The 19,324-nt window shown below is 38.9% G+C and carries 12 protein-coding genes; all 12 read left to right on the top strand.

Annotation, left to right across the window (positions count from 1 at the left end):
* The first annotated feature begins 91 nt into the window (after positions 1-91).
* The 12 genes from ACQ334_RS13490 (at position 92) to bglX (ending at position 19,324) form a co-directional block, all read left to right on the top strand.
* On the top strand, positions 92-1,348 hold the full coding sequence (locus tag ACQ334_RS13490; protein ID WP_430988755.1) for a multiheme c-type cytochrome: 1,257 nt from the start codon (positions 92-94) through the stop codon (positions 1,346-1,348).
* Positions 1,349-4,642 (top strand): VCBS repeat-containing protein, encoded by a 3,294-nt coding sequence (locus ACQ334_RS13485; protein WP_430988754.1) that lies wholly within the window; start codon positions 1,349-1,351, stop codon positions 4,640-4,642. It begins immediately after the preceding gene.
* A gap of 33 nt (positions 4,643-4,675) precedes the next feature.
* Positions 4,676-6,139 (top strand): glycoside hydrolase family 30 protein, encoded by a 1,464-nt coding sequence (locus ACQ334_RS13480; protein ID WP_430988753.1) that lies wholly within the window; start codon positions 4,676-4,678, stop codon positions 6,137-6,139.
* A 23-nt stretch (positions 6,140-6,162) separates the two neighbouring features.
* Positions 6,163-7,629: a glycoside hydrolase family 30 protein gene (locus ACQ334_RS13475; protein WP_430988752.1), complete on the top strand. Its 1,467-nt coding sequence runs from the start codon at positions 6,163-6,165 to the stop codon at positions 7,627-7,629.
* Between the two features lie 9 nt (positions 7,630-7,638).
* A complete protein-coding gene (locus tag ACQ334_RS13470) occupies positions 7,639-9,333 on the top strand; it encodes a glucoamylase family protein (protein WP_430988751.1) in 1,695 nt (564 codons plus the stop codon).
* Between the two features lie 17 nt (positions 9,334-9,350).
* Positions 9,351-10,697: a glucoamylase family protein gene (locus ACQ334_RS13465; protein WP_430988750.1), complete on the top strand. Its 1,347-nt coding sequence runs from the start codon at positions 9,351-9,353 to the stop codon at positions 10,695-10,697.
* Between the two features lie 30 nt (positions 10,698-10,727).
* Positions 10,728-12,176 (top strand): glucoamylase family protein, encoded by a 1,449-nt coding sequence (locus tag ACQ334_RS13460; RefSeq protein ID WP_430988749.1) that lies wholly within the window; start codon positions 10,728-10,730, stop codon positions 12,174-12,176.
* 14 nt (positions 12,177-12,190) lie between these two features.
* Positions 12,191-13,918, top strand: coding sequence for a GMC oxidoreductase (locus tag ACQ334_RS13455; RefSeq protein WP_430988748.1), 1,728 nt, complete (start codon positions 12,191-12,193; stop codon positions 13,916-13,918).
* A gap of 2 nt (positions 13,919-13,920) precedes the next feature.
* Entirely contained in the window at positions 13,921-15,657 is a 1,737-nt protein-coding gene (locus ACQ334_RS13450) for a family 43 glycosylhydrolase (RefSeq protein ID WP_430988747.1), read from the top strand.
* 93 nt (positions 15,658-15,750) lie between these two features.
* The gene (tnpA, locus tag ACQ334_RS13445) at positions 15,751-16,203 is read left to right on the top strand and encodes an IS200/IS605 family transposase (RefSeq protein ID WP_430988746.1); all 453 of its coding nucleotides are present in this window, start codon (positions 15,751-15,753) and stop codon (positions 16,201-16,203) included.
* 153 nt (positions 16,204-16,356) lie between these two features.
* Positions 16,357-17,034, top strand: coding sequence for a GDSL-type esterase/lipase family protein (locus ACQ334_RS13440; RefSeq protein ID WP_430988745.1), 678 nt, complete (start codon positions 16,357-16,359; stop codon positions 17,032-17,034).
* Between the two features lie 13 nt (positions 17,035-17,047).
* Entirely contained in the window at positions 17,048-19,324 is a 2,277-nt protein-coding gene (gene bglX, locus ACQ334_RS13435) for a beta-glucosidase BglX (protein WP_430988744.1), read from the top strand.

Raw genomic sequence — 19,324 nt, 5'->3', positions numbered from 1 at the left:
CACAAAGGGCTGACAAAAGTTTTTTGTTCAGCCCTTTTTTAAATTGTACACTTTCCGAAATTGAAATGCAGTTGGGTAATCAGCTCAAAATATGAAAGGCATTCTTAAATACCAGTCATCATTAATTACACTTCTTTTTATTGTATCATGCATGTTGTTCTTTACAAAATGCATCAATAACGAAAAGAACAAATCAGCTACTGCTACAGTAACTGCCTATAGCGATTATGCCGGCTCTGCATCATGTGCATCCTGCCACAAAGCCATTGCTGAGTCGCATGCAAATACGGCACATTTTCACACTTCTGAATTAGCCTCAGCTAAAAATATTAAAGGCAGTTTTGATACAGGCAAAAATACTTTTGCTTACAATACCATGGAAATGATAGCCATGGAAAAAGCCGACAGTGGTTTTTACCAGGTTGCTTACGTAAATGGTGCAGAAAAAAAGAGAGAGCGTTTTGACATTACTATTGGATCAGGAACAAAAGGGCAATCCTACGCATCATGGGTGGGCAACAAACTTGTACAGCTTCCCATCACGTATTTCACCAGTGCAGGGGAGTGGAGTAACAGTCCCGGATATCCCAATAAAATTGCTTTTAACCGGCCGGTAACATCCCGTTGCCTGGAATGCCACGCCACTTACGCAGAAAAAATTTCGGCACCTGAAAAAGAACCGGAAGAATTTGATCAACGCCGTATTGTATTGGGAGTGGATTGTGAAAAATGTCATGGTCCCGCTGCCGAACACGTAAAATATCAAACGCAAAACCCCAATGAAAAAATTGCAAAATTCATTATTAACCCGGCATCATTTTCAAGGCAGCAAAATCTAGATATGTGTGCTTTATGCCATGGGGGAAGATTACAAAAAACAAAACCTTCATTTCAGTTTAAAGCAGGAGATAAATTACCGGATTATTTTGCCATTGATACCGTGGGCAGAGATATCAACAGCATTGATGTGCATGGCAACCAGTTTGGATTGCTGGCAGCAAGTAAATGTTTTAAGATGAGTACCACACTTACCTGTAATACTTGTCACGATCCTCATAAAAACGAAAAAGGCAATGACTCATTATTTTCGCAACGTTGCATGAGTTGCCATAACGATAGCCATAAAGACGCTGTGACCTGCAAAATGACCAATGACTTGGGTAGTAAAACTATCAGTACACATTGTACCGCATGCCATATGCCCGAACAACCTTCTATGGCTATTGCAGTTTTGTTACAAGGAAAAAATACGCCTGCCGCAGCATTAATGCATACACACCTGATTAAAAATTACCCTGAAGAAACGCAAAAGATATTAGCATTACTTAAAGAAAAATCAACTCACTAAATGCAGCATTGCAAAAAAAATATTGCTTGTTTATTGGTTTTACTGAGCCTGTTTATAAGTGCATGCAAAGAGAAAAAAGATACCTTATTCACCAGCCTCTCTTCTTTAGATACACATATCAGTTTTACCAACAACCTGGAAAAGAAAAAATTATTCAGCATATTATATTACCTCTATTATTACAATGGCGGCGGCGTTTCTACCGGCGATATTAATAATGATGGCTTACCCGATATTTATTTCACTGCCAACAGCAGGGGTAACAACAAATTGTATTTGAACAAAGGCAATATGCAATTTGAAGATATTACTGATAAGGCAGGAGTGAAGGGCATTTCAGATTGGTGCACCGGATCTACCATGGCAGATGTGAACAGTGATGGCTTTCTGGATATCTATGTTTCATCGGTAAGTGGCAAATACGGATTAACCGGCCATAATGAATTATATATTAATAATGGTAACGGCACCTTCACAGAAAAAAGTGAAGCCTATGCATTAAATACTTCCTGCTTTACCACACAAACTGCTTTTTTTGATTATGATCATGATGGTGACATGGATTGTTTTATTCTTAACCAATCGCATAATCCACATGCCACCATTGTTGATACCAGCAGAAGAATGGTTTACGATTCTTCTTCGGGTGACAGGCTCTACAGAAACGATCTAAAAACCACAGGAAAATTTACTGATGTTTCCAAAGACGCAGGCATCTACCAAAGTAAGTTGGGGTATGGCCTTGGATTAGCTGTTGCAGATATTAATAATGATGGCTGGGATGATATTTACATCGGCAACGATTTTCATGAGAACGATTATTATTACGTGAACCAGAAAAATGGCGTCTTTAAAGAAGAAGGAGCCAAACATTTTGGCCACTACAGCAGGTTTAGTATGGGTAATGATATTGCTGATTATAATAACGACGGGCAATTGGACCTGGTTACAGTGGATATGTTACCTCCGGATGAAAAAACTTTAAAGACCTACGGCAGTGATGAAAATGCCGACATCTATAAATTTAAATTAGAGAAAAATGGTTTTCAGAATCAATACTCTAAAAACTGTTTGCAGCAAAATAATGGTAACGGTATAAGTTTTAGTGAAACTTCTTTACAAAGTGGCGTATCAGCAACGGACTGGAGCTGGTGCCCTTTGTTTGCAGATTTTGATAATGATGGTAATAAAGATCTTTTTATTTCAAGTGGTATTGTAAAGCGCCCTGTTGACCTGGATTATGTGCGTTTTGTAAGCGACCTAGAAGCAAAGAAAGGAATGAACCAGACAGACGCATATGATGATATAGCGATTGAAAAAATGCCTGATGGCAGTGCTCATCCTTTTTTATTTAAAGGAGAAGGCAAAATTAATTTTACAGATGTAAGTGATAACTGGGGAACCGGTGCTATGAAAGGCTACTACAATGGAGCTGCGTACGCCGATTTAGATAATGATGGTGATCTCGATCTTGTTATCAATAGCCTTAACGCTCCTGCTGTAGTGCTGAAAAATAATTCCGTAGTTAAAAATTATATTTCGCTTTCTTTTAAAGGCGATAGCAGCAATACTTTTGGTATCGGATGCAAGGCATGGATATTTCAAAAAGGAAAAATGCAATTTGAAGAACTCATGCTTACCCGTGGTTTTCAATCATCTTCTGATACCCGCTTACATTTTGGATTAGGAGCAGATTCTACTATTGATAGTATGTTGGTCGTTTGGCCTGATCAAAAATTTCAAGCCATTAAAAATATTGTAGCCAACAAACAGATCTCTGTAAATAAAAAAGATGCTGCAGGTATTTTTAATTATGCTAATTTCTTTACACCTGCAATGCCTGTTTTAAATGATGTTACTGACCAGGTCAACATCAACTGGCAGCATAAAGAAAATGAATTTGTGGATTTTAATGTGCAGTATTTAATTCCGCATGCAGAGTCAACCCGTGGGCCAAAAATTGCTGTTGCAGATATTAATAAAGATGGCCTTGATGACATGTATGCCTGCGGCGCTTACGGACAGGCAGGAACTTTATTATTACAAAATGCTAATGGTTCTTTTACCGCTATTGACACAGCCGTATTTAGTAAAAACGCTGATGCAGAAGATGTAGATGCTGTTTTCTTTGATGCCAATAACGATACCTATCCTGATCTGTATGTAGTGAGTGGAGGTAACCAGTATTTTGATGGCAGCAATATGTTAGCCGACAGACTGTATATCAATGATGGCAAAGGGCATTTTTCTCTAAGCGCAACAGCATTACCAAAAATACTCACCAATAAATCATGCGTAACTGTTGCTGATATAGATAAGGATGGCGACAATGATATTTTTGTTGGCGGCCTTGCCAATTCCAAAGCATACGGTGAGCCCCAAACATCTTATTTACTCATCAATGATGGTAAAGGAAATTTTAAAGCAGCCACAATGGCTGTAATAAAAGCAGATAATATCGGGATAGTAACCAGCGCTTCATTTGCTGATATTAATAATGATGGCTGGCAGGACCTTGTTGTTACAGGGGAATGGATGCCAATAAAAATCTACCTGAATAATAAAGGCATTTTTTCTGAAACAGATATTACTAATTCAACGGGCCTTTGGCAAACAGTTTATACCACAGATGTAAATGGCGATGGCTTTGCAGATATTCTTGCCGGTAACTGGGGACACAATTCAAAATTATTTGCCGGTAAGAATGGCCCGTTAAAATTGTATGTAAAAGATTTTGATAAAAACGGTTCGGTAGAACAGGTGATGGCGTATACTATTGATGGAAAAGAATATCCATTTCTTGCCAAAGATGAATTGGAAAGGCCACTGCCCGTTTTAAAGAAAGCCTATCTTACTTACAGCGAAGTAGCAGGAAAAACGGTGCAGTATATGTTCTTCGACCTGTTTAAAGATTATAAAGAATTAAAAGCAGAAACACTTTCATCTACCTGTTTTATTAATGATGGCAAAGGAAATTTTAAAGCAACTAATTTACCCGATGAGTTACAAATGGCTCCGCTGATGTCATTCGCAAAATCCGATGCAAGTAAAAGTAATTCCTATATAGCGGGAGGAAATTTTTATGGTGTTATTCCTTATGAAGGAAGATACGATGCTTTATTTCCTACGTTATTTTCATTCGATACTAAAACGGCTGGTTTTACTGAACAAACTAAACTACCCGCAATTAACGGAGAAATAAGAGATATAAAATGGATCAATGCTGCAGGTGGCAAAAAACTACTCGTTGTGGCACGCAATAATAAAAAACTGATTTTTTTACAAGCTCAATAAACTTATTAAACATTGACAATAAAAATTACTACTATGAAAAAATATTTTAAAACAGCTGGTATCGTGTTAATACTTGCCGGATTGATATCGGTGCAATGTAATTGTACAAAAAAATCAACCACCAGTTCAGGTGGAGGAACCGGCGGCGGTGGTGGAACACCCACACCTGATAACAGCGACGTAGCCATGTGGGTTACCAAGGCTGACCAATCTATCTTATTGCAAAAGCAAGCCAGCTTACTGGCATTGAGCAGCGGGTCTGGTTCGCCGGCAACCATTACCCTTGATAGTACACAGATTTTTCAAACCGTTGATGGCTTTGGTTATACATTAACCGGTGGCAGTGCATCTTTGATCAATGCATTATCAGCAACAGAAAAAAATAACCTGCTCAACGAATTATTTGGATCAGCTGCTAATTCCATCGGTGTAAGTTACTTAAGGGTAAGCCTGGGTGCATCGGATTTAAGTGCCAGTGTTTTCAGTTATGATGACATGCCAACGGGACAAACAGATATTAATCTCACCAACTTCAGTTTATCGAAAGACACAGTTGATGTAATTCCTATCTTAAAACAAATCCTTGTCATCAACCCTAATATAAAAATACTGGCCAGCCCATGGAGTGCACCGGTTTGGATGAAAGACAATGGCAATTCGATGGGTGGAGGATTACAAACGCAATACTATAATGTGTATGCTCAATATTTTGTGAAATACATCCAGGCTATGCAGGCAAAAGGAATCACCATTGATGCAGTTACCATTCAAAACGAACCACAGCATGGCGGTAACAATCCAAGTATGGTAATGTCTGCATTAGAAGAAGCAGCTTTTGTAAAAACTGCTTTGGGCCCAAAATTGCAGGCAGCAGGTTTAAGCACAAAAATTATTGTATGGGATCATAATTGCGATAATCCCACTTATCCCATCACCGTATTAAATGATGCAGCAGCAAAACCATTCATTAATGGTTCTGCCTTTCATTTGTATGCAGGTGATATCAGTGCATTAAGTGCTGTGCACAGTGCACACCCGGACAAAAATTTATATTTCACTGAACAATGGACAGGATCTACCGGAACATTTAACGGCGATTTTTTATGGCATGTAAAAAATGTGGTGATCGGTTCTATGATCAACTGGAGTAAAAATGCATTGGAATGGAACCTTGCTAATGATGGTGGTTTCAATCCGCACACACCAGGTGGTTGCACACAATGTAAAGGTGCTATCACATTAGATGGTACTATCAACAGAAATGTGGGGTATTACATCATTGCGCAAGCATCTAAATTTGTTCCCGCAGGTTCGGTGCGTATTGCAAGCAGCACCACCAGCGGTTTATCTAATGTAGCTTTTAAAACTCCTGCCGGTAAAACAGTAGTATTGGTTTTAAATGATACGTCAACACCACAAGTGGTAACTATTAAATCAAATACCCGCTCAATAGTATCTGCATTGCCTGCCGGTGCAGCGGCAACTTATGTTTGGTAATTAAGAATTTTTAAAATAATCACATGAAAAAAACAGGTATTGGTATTTCAATTGCAATATTGTTGTCGTCTTATAACAATGATTTAAATGCACAAACTAAAAGGGCAACAGCGCCTTTTTCTGCTACCGGAAAAACAGTAACCGTATACACCACTGCCGATAGCAGTAATTTACGTTTATCGGTAACAGGTACATCAACATTCAGTGCCATGCCACAGCCTTTGGAAACACAGGTTTGCATTTTTGTTGATCCTAATAAATCTTTTCAAACATTTTTAGGTATCGGCGGTGCACTTACAGATGCATCTGCAGAAACTTTTGCAAAATTGTCAAAAGAGAAGCAGGAAGAATTTATGCAGGCTTATTTCAGTAAGACGAAAGGTATTGGTTATAATTTTGCCAGGACAAATATTCACAGTTGCGATTTTTCGAGTGATACTTACACCTATATCACTGAAGGCGATGCTGCACTAAAAACTTTTAATGTACAGCACGATAAGCAATTTCGTATCCCTTTTATCAAGCAGGCAATTGCAGCAGCCGGTGGTAAACTTACTTTATTTGCAAGCCCATGGAGCCCGCCTGCATTTATGAAAACCAACAATGATATTTTACACGGTGGTAAATTAAAAAAAGAATTTTATCAACCCTGGGCAAACTATTATACCAAATTTATAAAGGCGTATGAAGCAGAAGGCATTCCAATCTGGGGTATCTCTATCCAGAATGAACCTATGGCTACACAAAAATGGGAGAGCTGCATTTTTACAGGGGAAGAGGAACGTGATTTCTTAAAAAATAATTTGGGGCCAACGATGAAGGCAGCCGGCCTTGGTGATAAAAAAATCATTGGCTGGGATCATAACAGAGATCTGTTGTACCAGCGGGCAAGCACATTATTGAATGACCCTGAAGCGGCTAAATATTTATGGGGTATTGGTTTTCATTGGTACGAGCCATGGAGCGGCGGAGAACCAATGTACGATAACCTTAAATTAGTCAATGATGCTTTTCCCGGTAAAAATTTATTGTTTACTGAAGGTTGTAAAGAAGCATTTGATCTTACAAAAGTTAATGACTGGAAACTGGGAGAGAAGTATGGAGCGAATATGATCCATGATTTTAATAATGGTTCTGTTGGATTTACCGACTGGAATGTTTTATTAGATGAAACCGGCGGGCCAAATCACGTAGGTAATTTTTGTTTTGCACCAATCATTGGTAATACAAAAACAGGTGAATTAATTTACACGAATGAATATTACTACATTGGTCATTTTTCAAAATTCATTCAACCAGGTGCAAAAAGAATTGTGAGTGCAGCAAGCCGCAGCCAGTTACAAACTACAGCCTTCAGAAACCCTGATGGCACCATTGCGGTAATTGTAATGAATGACGGTAATGCTAAAACAAAATTTTATTTATGGATCAACGGTAAAGCAGCAGAAGCAATTGCATTACCACATTCAATTTCTACATTAGTTTTTTAACTACCAAAAATGAAAAAAGTAAACGGAAATCATGTATTGCTTTTGTTATCAGTCATCTTTTTTGTAACAGCTTGTGGCAAAAAAGATACTGTGGTTACTCCTCCTGTAGATCCCACACCTGTACCGCTAAGCAACACTGTGGTTAAACTTGATAACAACAGTGTAGCTGCTTCCAGCCTTACTTACAATATTAAAACTACTGCCACCATCAGGCTTTCTTTTAATAATGCATTAGATAAAGCCACGGTTACCGCAGCAGTTTCACTTACTGAAAACGGTACTGTAACTGTACCTGTAAATTTTACTTACGAAAATAATGACAGTACATTAGTTATTACTGCTTCTGCAGCATTGAAAAATTTAACCCGGTACAATGTGTATGCTTCTACAGTTTTGCAATCTGTAAAAAAAGGAAAACTGAATACCGATCTTAATTTTCAATTCATTACACAAATAGATTCAACTGATAAATTTCCTTTGATCAGCGATAATGCTTTACTGGATACTATTCAAAAAAGAACATTTAAATACTTTTGGGATTACGGCCACCCCGTAAGTGGATTAGCAAGAGAAAGAAGTAATGCAACGCCGGAAACAGTAACTTCTGGCGGAACAGGATTTGGTATCATGGCAATTCCTGTTGCAGTAAGCAGAAATTTTATTACCAGGGCTGAAGCAGTAGTGAGAATGCAGAAGATCGTTAGCTTCTTGAAAAATACAGCACAAAAATTTCATGGCGCTTTTCCGCATTGGTTAAATGGAACAACAGGTACAGTAATACCATTCAGTACAAAAGATGACGGCGCTGACCTGGTAGAGACATCTTATTTAATGGCAGGCTTATTAACTGCAAGGCAATATTTTAATGGTCCTGCCGCAGATGAAACCACCTTAAGAGCAGACATTAATACTTTGTGGAATGCTGTAGAATGGAGCTGGTTCAGGCAAGGCACTAATAATGTTTTGTACTGGCATTGGAGCCCCAATTACAATTGGGATATGAATGTAAAAATTCAAGGATGGAATGAATGTTTGATTACTTACATTTTGGCAGCATCATCCACCACATTTGGTATTCCGCAGGCAGTGTATAAAGAAGGTTTTGCAAGAAGCGGAGCAATGGTAAATGGTGCTACCTATTACGGTTACCAGCTACCGCTGGGATCTGCCAATGGCGGGCCGCTGTTTTTTGCGCATTATTCTTTTTTAGGCATTAATCCCAATGGCTTGAATGATACCTATGCTAATTACCAAACGCAGGTAACCAATCATACTAAAATTAATTATGAATATTGTAAGGCGAACCCCAATGGATTTTTTGGCTACAGTAATTTATGCTGGGGTTTAACCGCAAGCGATGTTCCCAATGGCTACAATGCCAGTTCCCCTAACAATGATATCGGTGTAATTTCTCCAACAGCAGCATTATCTTCTTTTGCATACACACCTGCTGAAAGTATGAATGCATTAAAATTCTTCTATTACAAATTAGGAGATAAGATCTTTAAAGAATATGGTTTTGTGGATGCCTTCTCTTTAAAAGATCTTTGGTATGCCGGTTCATTCCTTGCTATTGACCAGGGGCCGATAATTATAATGCTTGAAAATTACAGGAGCCAGTTGATCTGGAATTTATTAACCAGTTGCCCTGAAGTAAAGAATGGTATGAAGAATGTATTGGGCTTTACTGCTCCTTACTTGTAAAATAAAAATTAAAAAAGATGAGACGGTTGCTTTTTGTTTTGCTTTGCTTTACTTGCTTACAACTTACGGCACAAAAAACGCTTGTAAAACCTGCTGCCTTCGATGCAAAAGCAAGACCAAAGGATCTTTCAGATTCTGCATTACTGGACATTGTACAAAAACAAACATTTAAATACTTCTGGGATTTTGCCCATCCTGTAAGTGGTATGGCAAGGGAAAGAAGCAATGAGAGTTTTGGTTATGGTAACGAAATTGTAACCACAGGTGGTACGGGTTTCGGTATAATGAGTGTGATTGTTGCCACAGAAAGAAAATGGATAACCCGGGATACTGCAGCAAAGTTCATGCTGAAGATGGTGAATTTTTTATTGAAAGCTAATTCTTACCATGGCGCTTTTCCGCATTGGATGGATGGCGGTACCGGTAAAACAATTCCTTTCAGCAGAAAAGATGATGGTGCAGACCTTGTTGAGACTTCTTATTTATTCCAGGGATTATTATGTGCAAGGCAATACTTTAACAGCGATAATAAAATTGAAAGGGAATTGCGCAATAAAATTTCGTGGATGTGGCCCGATATAGAATGGAATTGGTTTACTAAAGGCGGGCAGGAAGTATTATACTGGCACTGGAGTCCTAATAATGATTGGGCAATGAATTTTCCGGTACATGGTTTTAATGAATGTTTGATCATGTATATTCTTGCAGCTTCTTCTCCCAACGAAAAATACCAGGTACCTTCTGCAGTATATCATCGTGGGTGGACAGAAAGTAATTTCTTTAAAAATGGAAAAGAATTTTACGGCTATAAATTACCGTTAGGTTTTGATTACGGCGGGCCGTTATTCTTCTCTCAATATTCTTTTTTGGCATTAGACCCGAGAGGATTAAAAGACCGCTACGCCGATTACTGGGAGCAGAATAAAAATCATACGCTGATCAATCATGCTTATTGCCTGGACAATCCCAAAAAATTTAAAGGGTATGGAGAAAATTGCTGGGGGCTCACGGCATGTGATACCTACAATGGTTATGATGCCTATTCTCCAACTAATGATGGGGGCACCATTGCACCCACTGCTGCATTAAGTGCTTTTCCCTATGCACCGGAATACAGTATGAAAGCCTTAAAACATTTTTATTATGACCTTGGCGATAAAATATGGAGTGAATATGGTTTTGTGGATGCCTTTAACGAAACAAAAAACTGGTATGCCGGTTCACATCTTGCTATTGACCAGGGGCCAATAGTTGCCATGATTGAGAATTACCGCAGCGGTTTGCTGTGGAAATTATTCATGAGCTGTCCCGAAATAAAAAATGGTTTAAAGAAATTAAGTTTTGAAAGCCCGTGGTTAAACTAAAATTATACAACTGAGTTGTAAATTTTATAAATGAAGAAGAAAACAACGATCTGCTGTATATATTTTCTTGCTGTTGTATTCATTTGCAATGCACAACTAAAATCATCTGCCTTAACCAAAGGAAAATATGGTGACGGGCCGGATAGTATTGCACCTGTTGGTATTATAAAAGGATTAACAGATGATCAGTTACTGGAAGTAGTACAAAAGCAAACCTTTCGTTTTTTCTGGCATGGTGCACACCCGGCAAGTGGCCTGGCATTGGAAAGAGACAATACTGTTTTAGCAGAACATTACTGGGATTACATTAATGAAGCCTGGGACGAACCCAATTTCAGCCATACTGAATTTGGGCCTGATGCAGGTGCAATAGGAGGTACAGGCTTTGGTATTATGAGTACCGTTGTAGCAGTATCACGTGGATGGATAGGGAGAGATACCGCCGTTCGTCGTTTAATAAAGATCGCCGATTTTTTAATCAATGCAGATTGTTACCACGGCATTTATCCCCACTTTATGAATGGCAGAACAGGAAAAACAATCAAATTCGACAGGCTGGATGATGGAGCCGATTTAGTAGAGACCTCTTATTTGCTGATGGGCTTTTTATGTGCACGGGAATTTTTTAACAGCAATACACCAAGAGAAGTATACCTGCGTAAACGCATCAGCCAGATGTGGGGAGCCGCTAACTGGAACTGGCACACGAACGGGCAAAATAAATTATTCTGGCACTGGAGCCCCAATAACGGTTTCGATATGAACTTTCCTGTATGGGGTTATAACGAATGTTTGATCACTTATATCATGTCTGCTTCATCACCATATCATTCCATTTCAAAAGCTGTGTATGATGGCACGTGGGCAGGAAGTACAGGATTTACAAACGGAAAAGAATATTATGGTTATATATTGCCACTTGGCAATTATGATAAAGATAAAGGCGGCCCTTTATTTTTTGAACAATACACTTTCCAGGGTATAAACCCAAATGGGTTAACCGACTCCTTAGGCAATGATTATTTTTTACAAGGAAGGAATCATACACTCATCAACAGAGCTTATTGTATTGAAAATCCAAATCACTTTAAAGGATATAGCGAAAAATGCTGGGGGCTCACTGCTGGCGATAGTTATAAAGGTTATGTTGCACACAGTCCGGAAAATGACCGTGGCGTAATACAACCCACTGCTGCTATTTCATCAATGCCATACACGCCAAAGGAAAGTATGCAGGCATTGCGTTATTTCTATTATCAACTCGGCGATAAGTTATGGAGTAAGTACGGGTTTGCTGATGGGTTCAGCATTCACCACAACTGGTATGCAAAATCTCATTTAGCTATCGATGAAGGCCCGATTGTAACCATGATTGAAAATTACAGAACAGGATTATTATGGAATTTATTTATGAAGATTCCTGATATACAAAACGGGTTAAAGAAATTAGGTTTTAAAAGCGCCGCTATAAAAAATTAATTTTCACAAACAATATGCCGGATAGTTTACAGGTAAATATTAACAACAAAGCCACCACGCAAAACACTTACGATGCTATTGTAATTGGCAGCGGTATCAGTGGTGGCTGGGCTGCAAAAGAGTTGTGCGAAAAAGGATTGAAGACTTTAGTGCTGGAAAGAGGGCGGGATATTCAGCACATCAAAGATTATCCCACAGCAAATTTATCAAGATGGGAATTACCACACCGTGGGCAAATTACCAATGAAACAAAACAAAAAAATCCGCTGATAAGTAAAGCAGCAGGTTATGGAGAAGATACGCAGCATTTTTTTATAAAGGATGCTGATCATCCTTATGTACAGGAAAAACCTTTTGACTGGATACGTGGTTACCAGGTTGGCGGTAAATCATTAACCTGGGGCAGGGCATGTGCCAGGTGGAGTGAATTTGATTTTACTGCACCGGAACGTGATGGTTACGGGCAATCTTTTCCGATAGGTTATCATGATATAAAAGACTGGTATAGCTATGTAGAAAAATTTATTGGCGTATGTGGTAATAAGGAAGGCATACCCTCAATGCCTGACGGAGAATTTTTGCCGGCTTATGAATTGAATGTGGTGGAACTGTATATGCAGAGAATAATAAAAGAAAAATTCAACCGCCATTATGTATCAGGAAGGTGGGCACATATTACAGAACCCAAACAAATTCATATTGACCAGGGACGTACGCAATGCATGAACAGGAACCTGTGTATGAGGGGATGTCCGCTGGGTGGGTATTTCAGCTCGGTAAGCAGTACATTGCCGTGGGCAAAAAAAACGGGCAATCTAACTATACGGCCACACTCCGTTGTACATTCTATTATTTATGATGAACAAAAACAAAAAGCTATTGGCGTAAAAGTGATTGATACCATCACTAAACAGGAAACTGATTTTTTTGCAAAGATTATTTTTGTAAATGCTTCTACTTTAAACAGCAATTTAATTTTACTTAACTCTACATCCAATCGTTTCCCCAATGGTTTAGGAAATGATAGTGGTTTATTGGGTAAATACATTTGCTTTCATAATTACCGCGGAAGCATGTACGGAAATATAGACGGTTTTAATGAAATGTATTACAAAGTAGCTAAACCTGCAGAATGTATTGTTGCCAATTATCGAAACGTAGAAAAAAGGGATACCGATTTTTACGGCGGCTATGTAATTTATTCGGGGGCAGGCAGGCAATTCCTGAGCGAAGATAATATTACAACTCCATTAGGAGCTGAATATAAAGAAGCCATCAGTGAACCCGGCAAATGGGGCGTATACATGTACATGCAGGGCGAAACAATCGCCAAAGCAACCAATCATGTGCGGTTAAGCACTACTGAAAAAGATCAATGGGGCATTCCTTTATTGATCACTGCAGTGGGTTACGATGATAACGATGATAAAATGGTGAAGGATTTTTTAGAACAGGGCCAGGCAATGATGGAAGCAGCAGGTGTAAAGGATATTTCTACCAACGACAGTAAACAACCTCCTGGTTTAGACATTCATGAAATGGGTGGCGCACGCATGGGAAAGGATCCCTCAACATCTTTACTAAACGAATTCAATCAACTGCATCATTGTAAAAATGTATTTGTAACAGACGGTGCCTGTATGACCAGTACCGGCAGTCAAAGCCCGTCAATTTTGTATATGGCTTTTACTGCACGGGCAGTGAATCATGCAATAGAAGAAATGAAAAAAGGAAATTTATAAAAATGAAGACACTATTTTTTACAATTGTCATTATTGCAAGTGCTTTATCGGGCAATGCACAACAAAAAACCTATTGCAATCCAATCAATATCGACTATGGTTATACGCCCATTCCCAATTTTTCTGAATGGGGAAAACACCGGGCCACAGCCGACCCAGTAATTGTGAATTACAAAAACGAATATTATTTGTTCAGCACCAATCAATGGGGGTATTGGTGGAGTAAGGACATGCTGAACTGGAATTTTATTTCCAAAAGATTTTTACGGCCGTGGAACCAGGGCTATGATGAATTATGTGCTCCTGCTGTTGGAATAATTGGGGATACGATGCTGGTATTTGGTTCTACGTACACCAGCAAGTTTACTTTATGGATGAGTACCAATCCTAAAGCCAATGAATGGAAACCATTGGTGGATTCATTTGAGATAGGAGGATGGGATCCTGCATTTTTTACTGATGATGATGGTAAATTATACATGTACAACGGCAGCAGTAACCAATATCCTTTGTATGGTATTGAGCTGAACAGAAAAACATTTAAGCCCATTGGTACAAGAAAAGAAATGATAAAATTGCAAGACTGGCGCTTTGGCTGGCAACGCTTTGGTGAACACATGGACAATACTTTTTTAGATCCGTTTATTGAAGGATCATGGATGACAAAACACAATGGAAAATATTACCTGCAATATGGCGCACCGGGAACAGAATTCAGCGGTTATGCAGATGGTGTTGCTGTAAGTAAAGAACCATTAGGGTTTTTCGACAACCAATCAGATCCGTTGAGTATGAAGCTGGGTGGTTTTGCAAGAGGCGCCGGGCATGGCAGCACTTTTACTGATAACAATAATAATTACTGGCACATCAGTACTATCATGTTATCTGTAAAAAATAATTTTGAAAGAAGGTTAGGTATATGGCCGGCCGGTTTTGATAAAGATGATGTGATGTGGTGCAACACTGCCTTTGGCGATTATCCGCATTATATACCCTCTGCTGTAAAAAATGAATATGGTAGCGGATTTGCCAATTGGTATTTACTCAATTATAAAAAACCAATTACTGTTTCTTCTACTTTAGGAGGCTTTCATGCCAACAATGCCAACGACGAAGACCTGAAAACCTACTGGAGTGCTGCAAGTGGGAATGCAGGAGAATTTATTCAAACGGACCTGGGTAATGTATCCACCGTAAATGCGGTACAAATTAATTATGCCGACCAGGATGCTGAATTCCTGGGTAAACAAAGCAATATTTATCATCAATATAAGATGTACTATTCTGTTGACGGGAAAAAATGGACTGTGCTGATTGATAAAAGCGCCAATAAAACTGATGTACCACACGATTACGTGGAATTGCAAAATCCGATACAGGCAAGGTTTATAAAAATGGAAAATGTTCATATGCCCACTGGTAAATTTGCCATCAGTGGTTTGCGTGTATTTGGTAATGGCAACGGCACAAAGCCCGATGCACCAAAGCAATTTATTGTATTACGTACCGAAAAAGATAAACGCAGTGCCTGGATAAAATGGAGCCCGGTGCAAAATGCTTTTGCCTACAATATTTATTATGGCACTGCGCCGGATAAATTGTATAGTTGCATTATGGTGATGGATAATAATGAATACTGGTTTAAAGGAATGGACCTGGAAAAACCTTATTATTTTACCATAGAAGCGATCAATGAGAATGGGGTAAGTGAAAAATTAAAAACTGTGAAAGCAGAATAAACAGCCCTGAAAGGGCGCCATCTTTCAACTCAGTGCGAAGCGCTGAGAGAAAGAAAAAACATAATCAGCCCTGAAAGGGCCTAATACCTTAACATGGGTCAGTCATTAGTAAGATTAAGTACACATATCACTTTTAGTACAAAGTACAGGCAGCCGCTAATAGATCCGGCTATAGAAGCAGAATTACATGCTTACCTTGGAGCTGTATGTAATGCAATGGAATGTCAGTCAATTAAAGTAGGAGGTTATACCGATCACGTGCATATACTTTGCTTCCTGTCTAAAAAAGTAGCTTTGATGGATCTGCTGGAAGAAGTAAAAAAGCGTTCTTCAAAATGGATAAAGACAAAAGGTGAGGCATATGAAAATTTTTACTGGCAAAATGGTTACGGTGCATTTTCAGTTAATTCATCGGAGTTAGAAGTAGTGATAAGGTATATTGAAAATCAACATGCCCATCATCAGAAAAAAACTTTCCAGGATGAATTCAGGGGCTTCTTAAAAAAGTATAATGTAGAGTATGATGAACGGTATGTGTGGGATTGATAAATTAATAAAGTCATAGGGCTTTGCCCCATGGTTAGGTATGTTGCCCTTTCAGGGCTGGCTTTTTCCGGGATGATTCAAACATGGGACGCCGCCCCATGTTGAGAGATGATGCCCTTTCAGGGCTATTAAAACGAGGATTAAAATTTATAAATGAAAGCTATAATGGGGAAGAAAATTTTAAAAATTTCACTGGCTGTATTTTTTTTATTACAGTTGGCTAACAGCGCCAATGCCCAGCCATTTGCCAATGATATCGCCGCATTTAAAAAACAAGATTCTATTGCATTCCCTCCAAAAAATGCCATACTTTTTGTAGGCAGTTCTTCTTTCACCAAATGGAAAGATGTACAAAATTATTTCCCTGGTTACCCAATTATAAACAGGGGTTTTGGCGGTTCTGTGTTAAACGATGTGATACGTTATGAAAAAGATATCATCTTTCCTTACCAGCCCAAACAAATTGTAATTTATTGCGGGGAGAATGATGTGGCTTCATCCGATACAGTCTCCGGAAAAATTGTTCTGGAAAGGTTTAAGAAATTATACACTGATATACGGCAGCAATTTCCCACCACTTCAATTGTATTTATTTCATTAAAGCCCTGCCCATCACGCTGGCAGATGAAAGACCGGATGATGGATGCCAACAAGCGCATCAAAAAATATTTGAAGAAAAAAAAGAATACCCGTTTTGTGAGCGTGTGGAAAGCCATGCTGGATGCAGAAGGCAAACCGATCGCTGATATTTTTATAGAAGACAGATTACACATGAATGCCAAAGGCTATGCCATCTGGCAAAAAATACTCGAACCATATTTAAAGAAATAAAAACGATTCTTACATGAAACAGTTACTTACAGCATTATTGGTAGTGATAGTATTAAGTGCAGGCGCACAAACATCCAATGATGTAAAAATGAAAACCTTCATTGATGCCCTGATGAAGAAAATGACTTTAGGAGAAAAAATCGGGCAATTAAATTTACCCGGTTCAGGAGATATTGTTACCGGGCAGGCAGGCAATTCTGACATTGGTAAAAAAATTAAAGAAGGAAAAGTAGGCGGCCTGTTCAATATCAAATCGGTGGAAAAGATCCGTGCAGTACAAAAAGTTGCAGTAGAAGAAAGCCGCTTAAAAATCCCGATGATCTTTGGTATGGATGTGATACACGGTTATGAAACAGTGTTTCCCATACCGTTAGGTTTGTCATGCACATGGGATATGAAAGCCATAGAACGCAGTGCACAAATTGCAGCACAGGAAGCCAGTGCAGATGGTATCAACTGGACATTTTCTCCCATGGTGGATATTGCCCGTGACCCACGCTGGGGACGCATTGCAGAAGGTAATGGTGAAGATGCCTATCTCGGCGGACAAATTGCCAAAGCAATGGTAAAAGGTTACCAGGGTAATGACCTGTCGAAAAATAATACCATCATGAGTTGTGTAAAACATTACGCCATGTATGGTGCAGCAGAAGCCGGCAGGGATTACAATACCACAGATATGAGCAAACTAAGAATGTACAATGAATACCTACCGCCGTACAAAGCTGCTGTAGATGCTGGTGCAGGAAGTATCATGGCATCATTCAACGAAGTGGATGGTGTACCAGCAACAGCCAGTAAATTTTTAATGACTGATGTATTGAGAAAACAATGGGGCTTTAAAGGTTTTGTGGTAACGGATTATACAGGCATTACAGAAATGGTGTTGCATGGCATTGGCGATACACAAACTGTTGCCGCAAGATCATTAATGGCGGGCATTGATATGGATATGGTTTCTGAAGCTTTATTAAACACCACGCAAAAATCTTTAAAAGAAGGCAAGGTAACATTAGCGCAAATTGATGCTGCCTGCAGAAGAATTTTAGAGGCAAAATATAAGTTAGGATTGTTTGAAGACCCTTACCGTTATTGCGATGCACAAAGAGCAAAGACAGAAATTTTTACCACCGCAAGCCGTAAAGAAGCAAGGGCCATTGCAGCACAAAGTTTTGTGTTACTGAAAAATGCCAATAATGTTTTGCCATTAAAGAAAAGCGGAACCATTGCATTGATTGGCCCATTGGCAGATAACAAAGAAAATATGCCGGGCACCTGGAGCGTAGCCGCTAATTTTTCAAAAGCTACTTCTGTATTAACAGGGTTGAAAGAAGTAGTGGGTGATAAAGCAAAGATAGTATATGCCAAAGGCTCTAATCTTGATTATGATGCAGCATTTGAAGAACGTGCCGGCATGTTTGGCAAAACATTGGGAAGAGATAATCGTCCTGCTGCGGATATTATACAGGAAGCAGTTAACATTGCCAATCAATCCGACGTGATTGTTGCAGCATTAGGCGAATCTGCAGAAATGAGTGGTGAGTGCAGCAGCCGCAGCAATATAGAAATTCCTGAAGCACAAAAAGATCTGCTGAAAGCATTGTTGAAAACCGGTAAACCGGTAGTACTGGTATTATTTACCGGAAGGCCATTGGCATTAAAATGGGAAAATGAAAATGTACCTGCCATTTTAAATGTGTGGTTTGGTGGTAGCGAAGCCGGTTATGCTATTGCTGATGTATTATTTGGTGATGTAAATCCTTCAGGAAAACTGAGTACTACCTTTCCGCAAAATGTTGGGCAGGTACCAATTTATTATAATCATAAAAACACCGGCCGTCCGTTAGAAGGGCAGTGGTTTCAAAAATTCAGGAGTAATTATTTAGATGTAAGCAATGATCCTGTTTATCCTTTTGGTTACGGTTTGAGTTATAGCAGTTTTAATTACAGCGATGTAAAATTGAGCAGCAGTTCATTAAAAGGCAATCAAACATTAACAGCAAGCGTTATGGTTACCAATAATGGAAAGTATGATGGTAAAGAAACCGTACAATTATACATTCGTGATGTTGTAGGCAGCATTACCAGGCCGGTAAAAGAATTAAAAGGTTTTGAGAAAATTGAATTGAAAGCTGGTGAAACAAAAACTATAACTTTCAATATCACTACTGAAGACCTGAAATTTTACAATGCCGATCTAAAATATGATTGGGAAGCGGGTACATTTGACATTATGATCGGTGGCAATTCACGTGATGTAAAAACGGCAGCTATCAACTGGAATAAATAA

Source organism: Ferruginibacter sp. SUN106 (assembly GCF_050611765.1).
In the GTDB taxonomy this organism is placed as follows: domain Bacteria; phylum Bacteroidota; class Bacteroidia; order Chitinophagales; family Chitinophagaceae; genus Ferruginibacter.
Note: the sequence above shows the minus strand (reverse complement) of the source record. Positions and strands in the feature narration are given on the sequence as shown.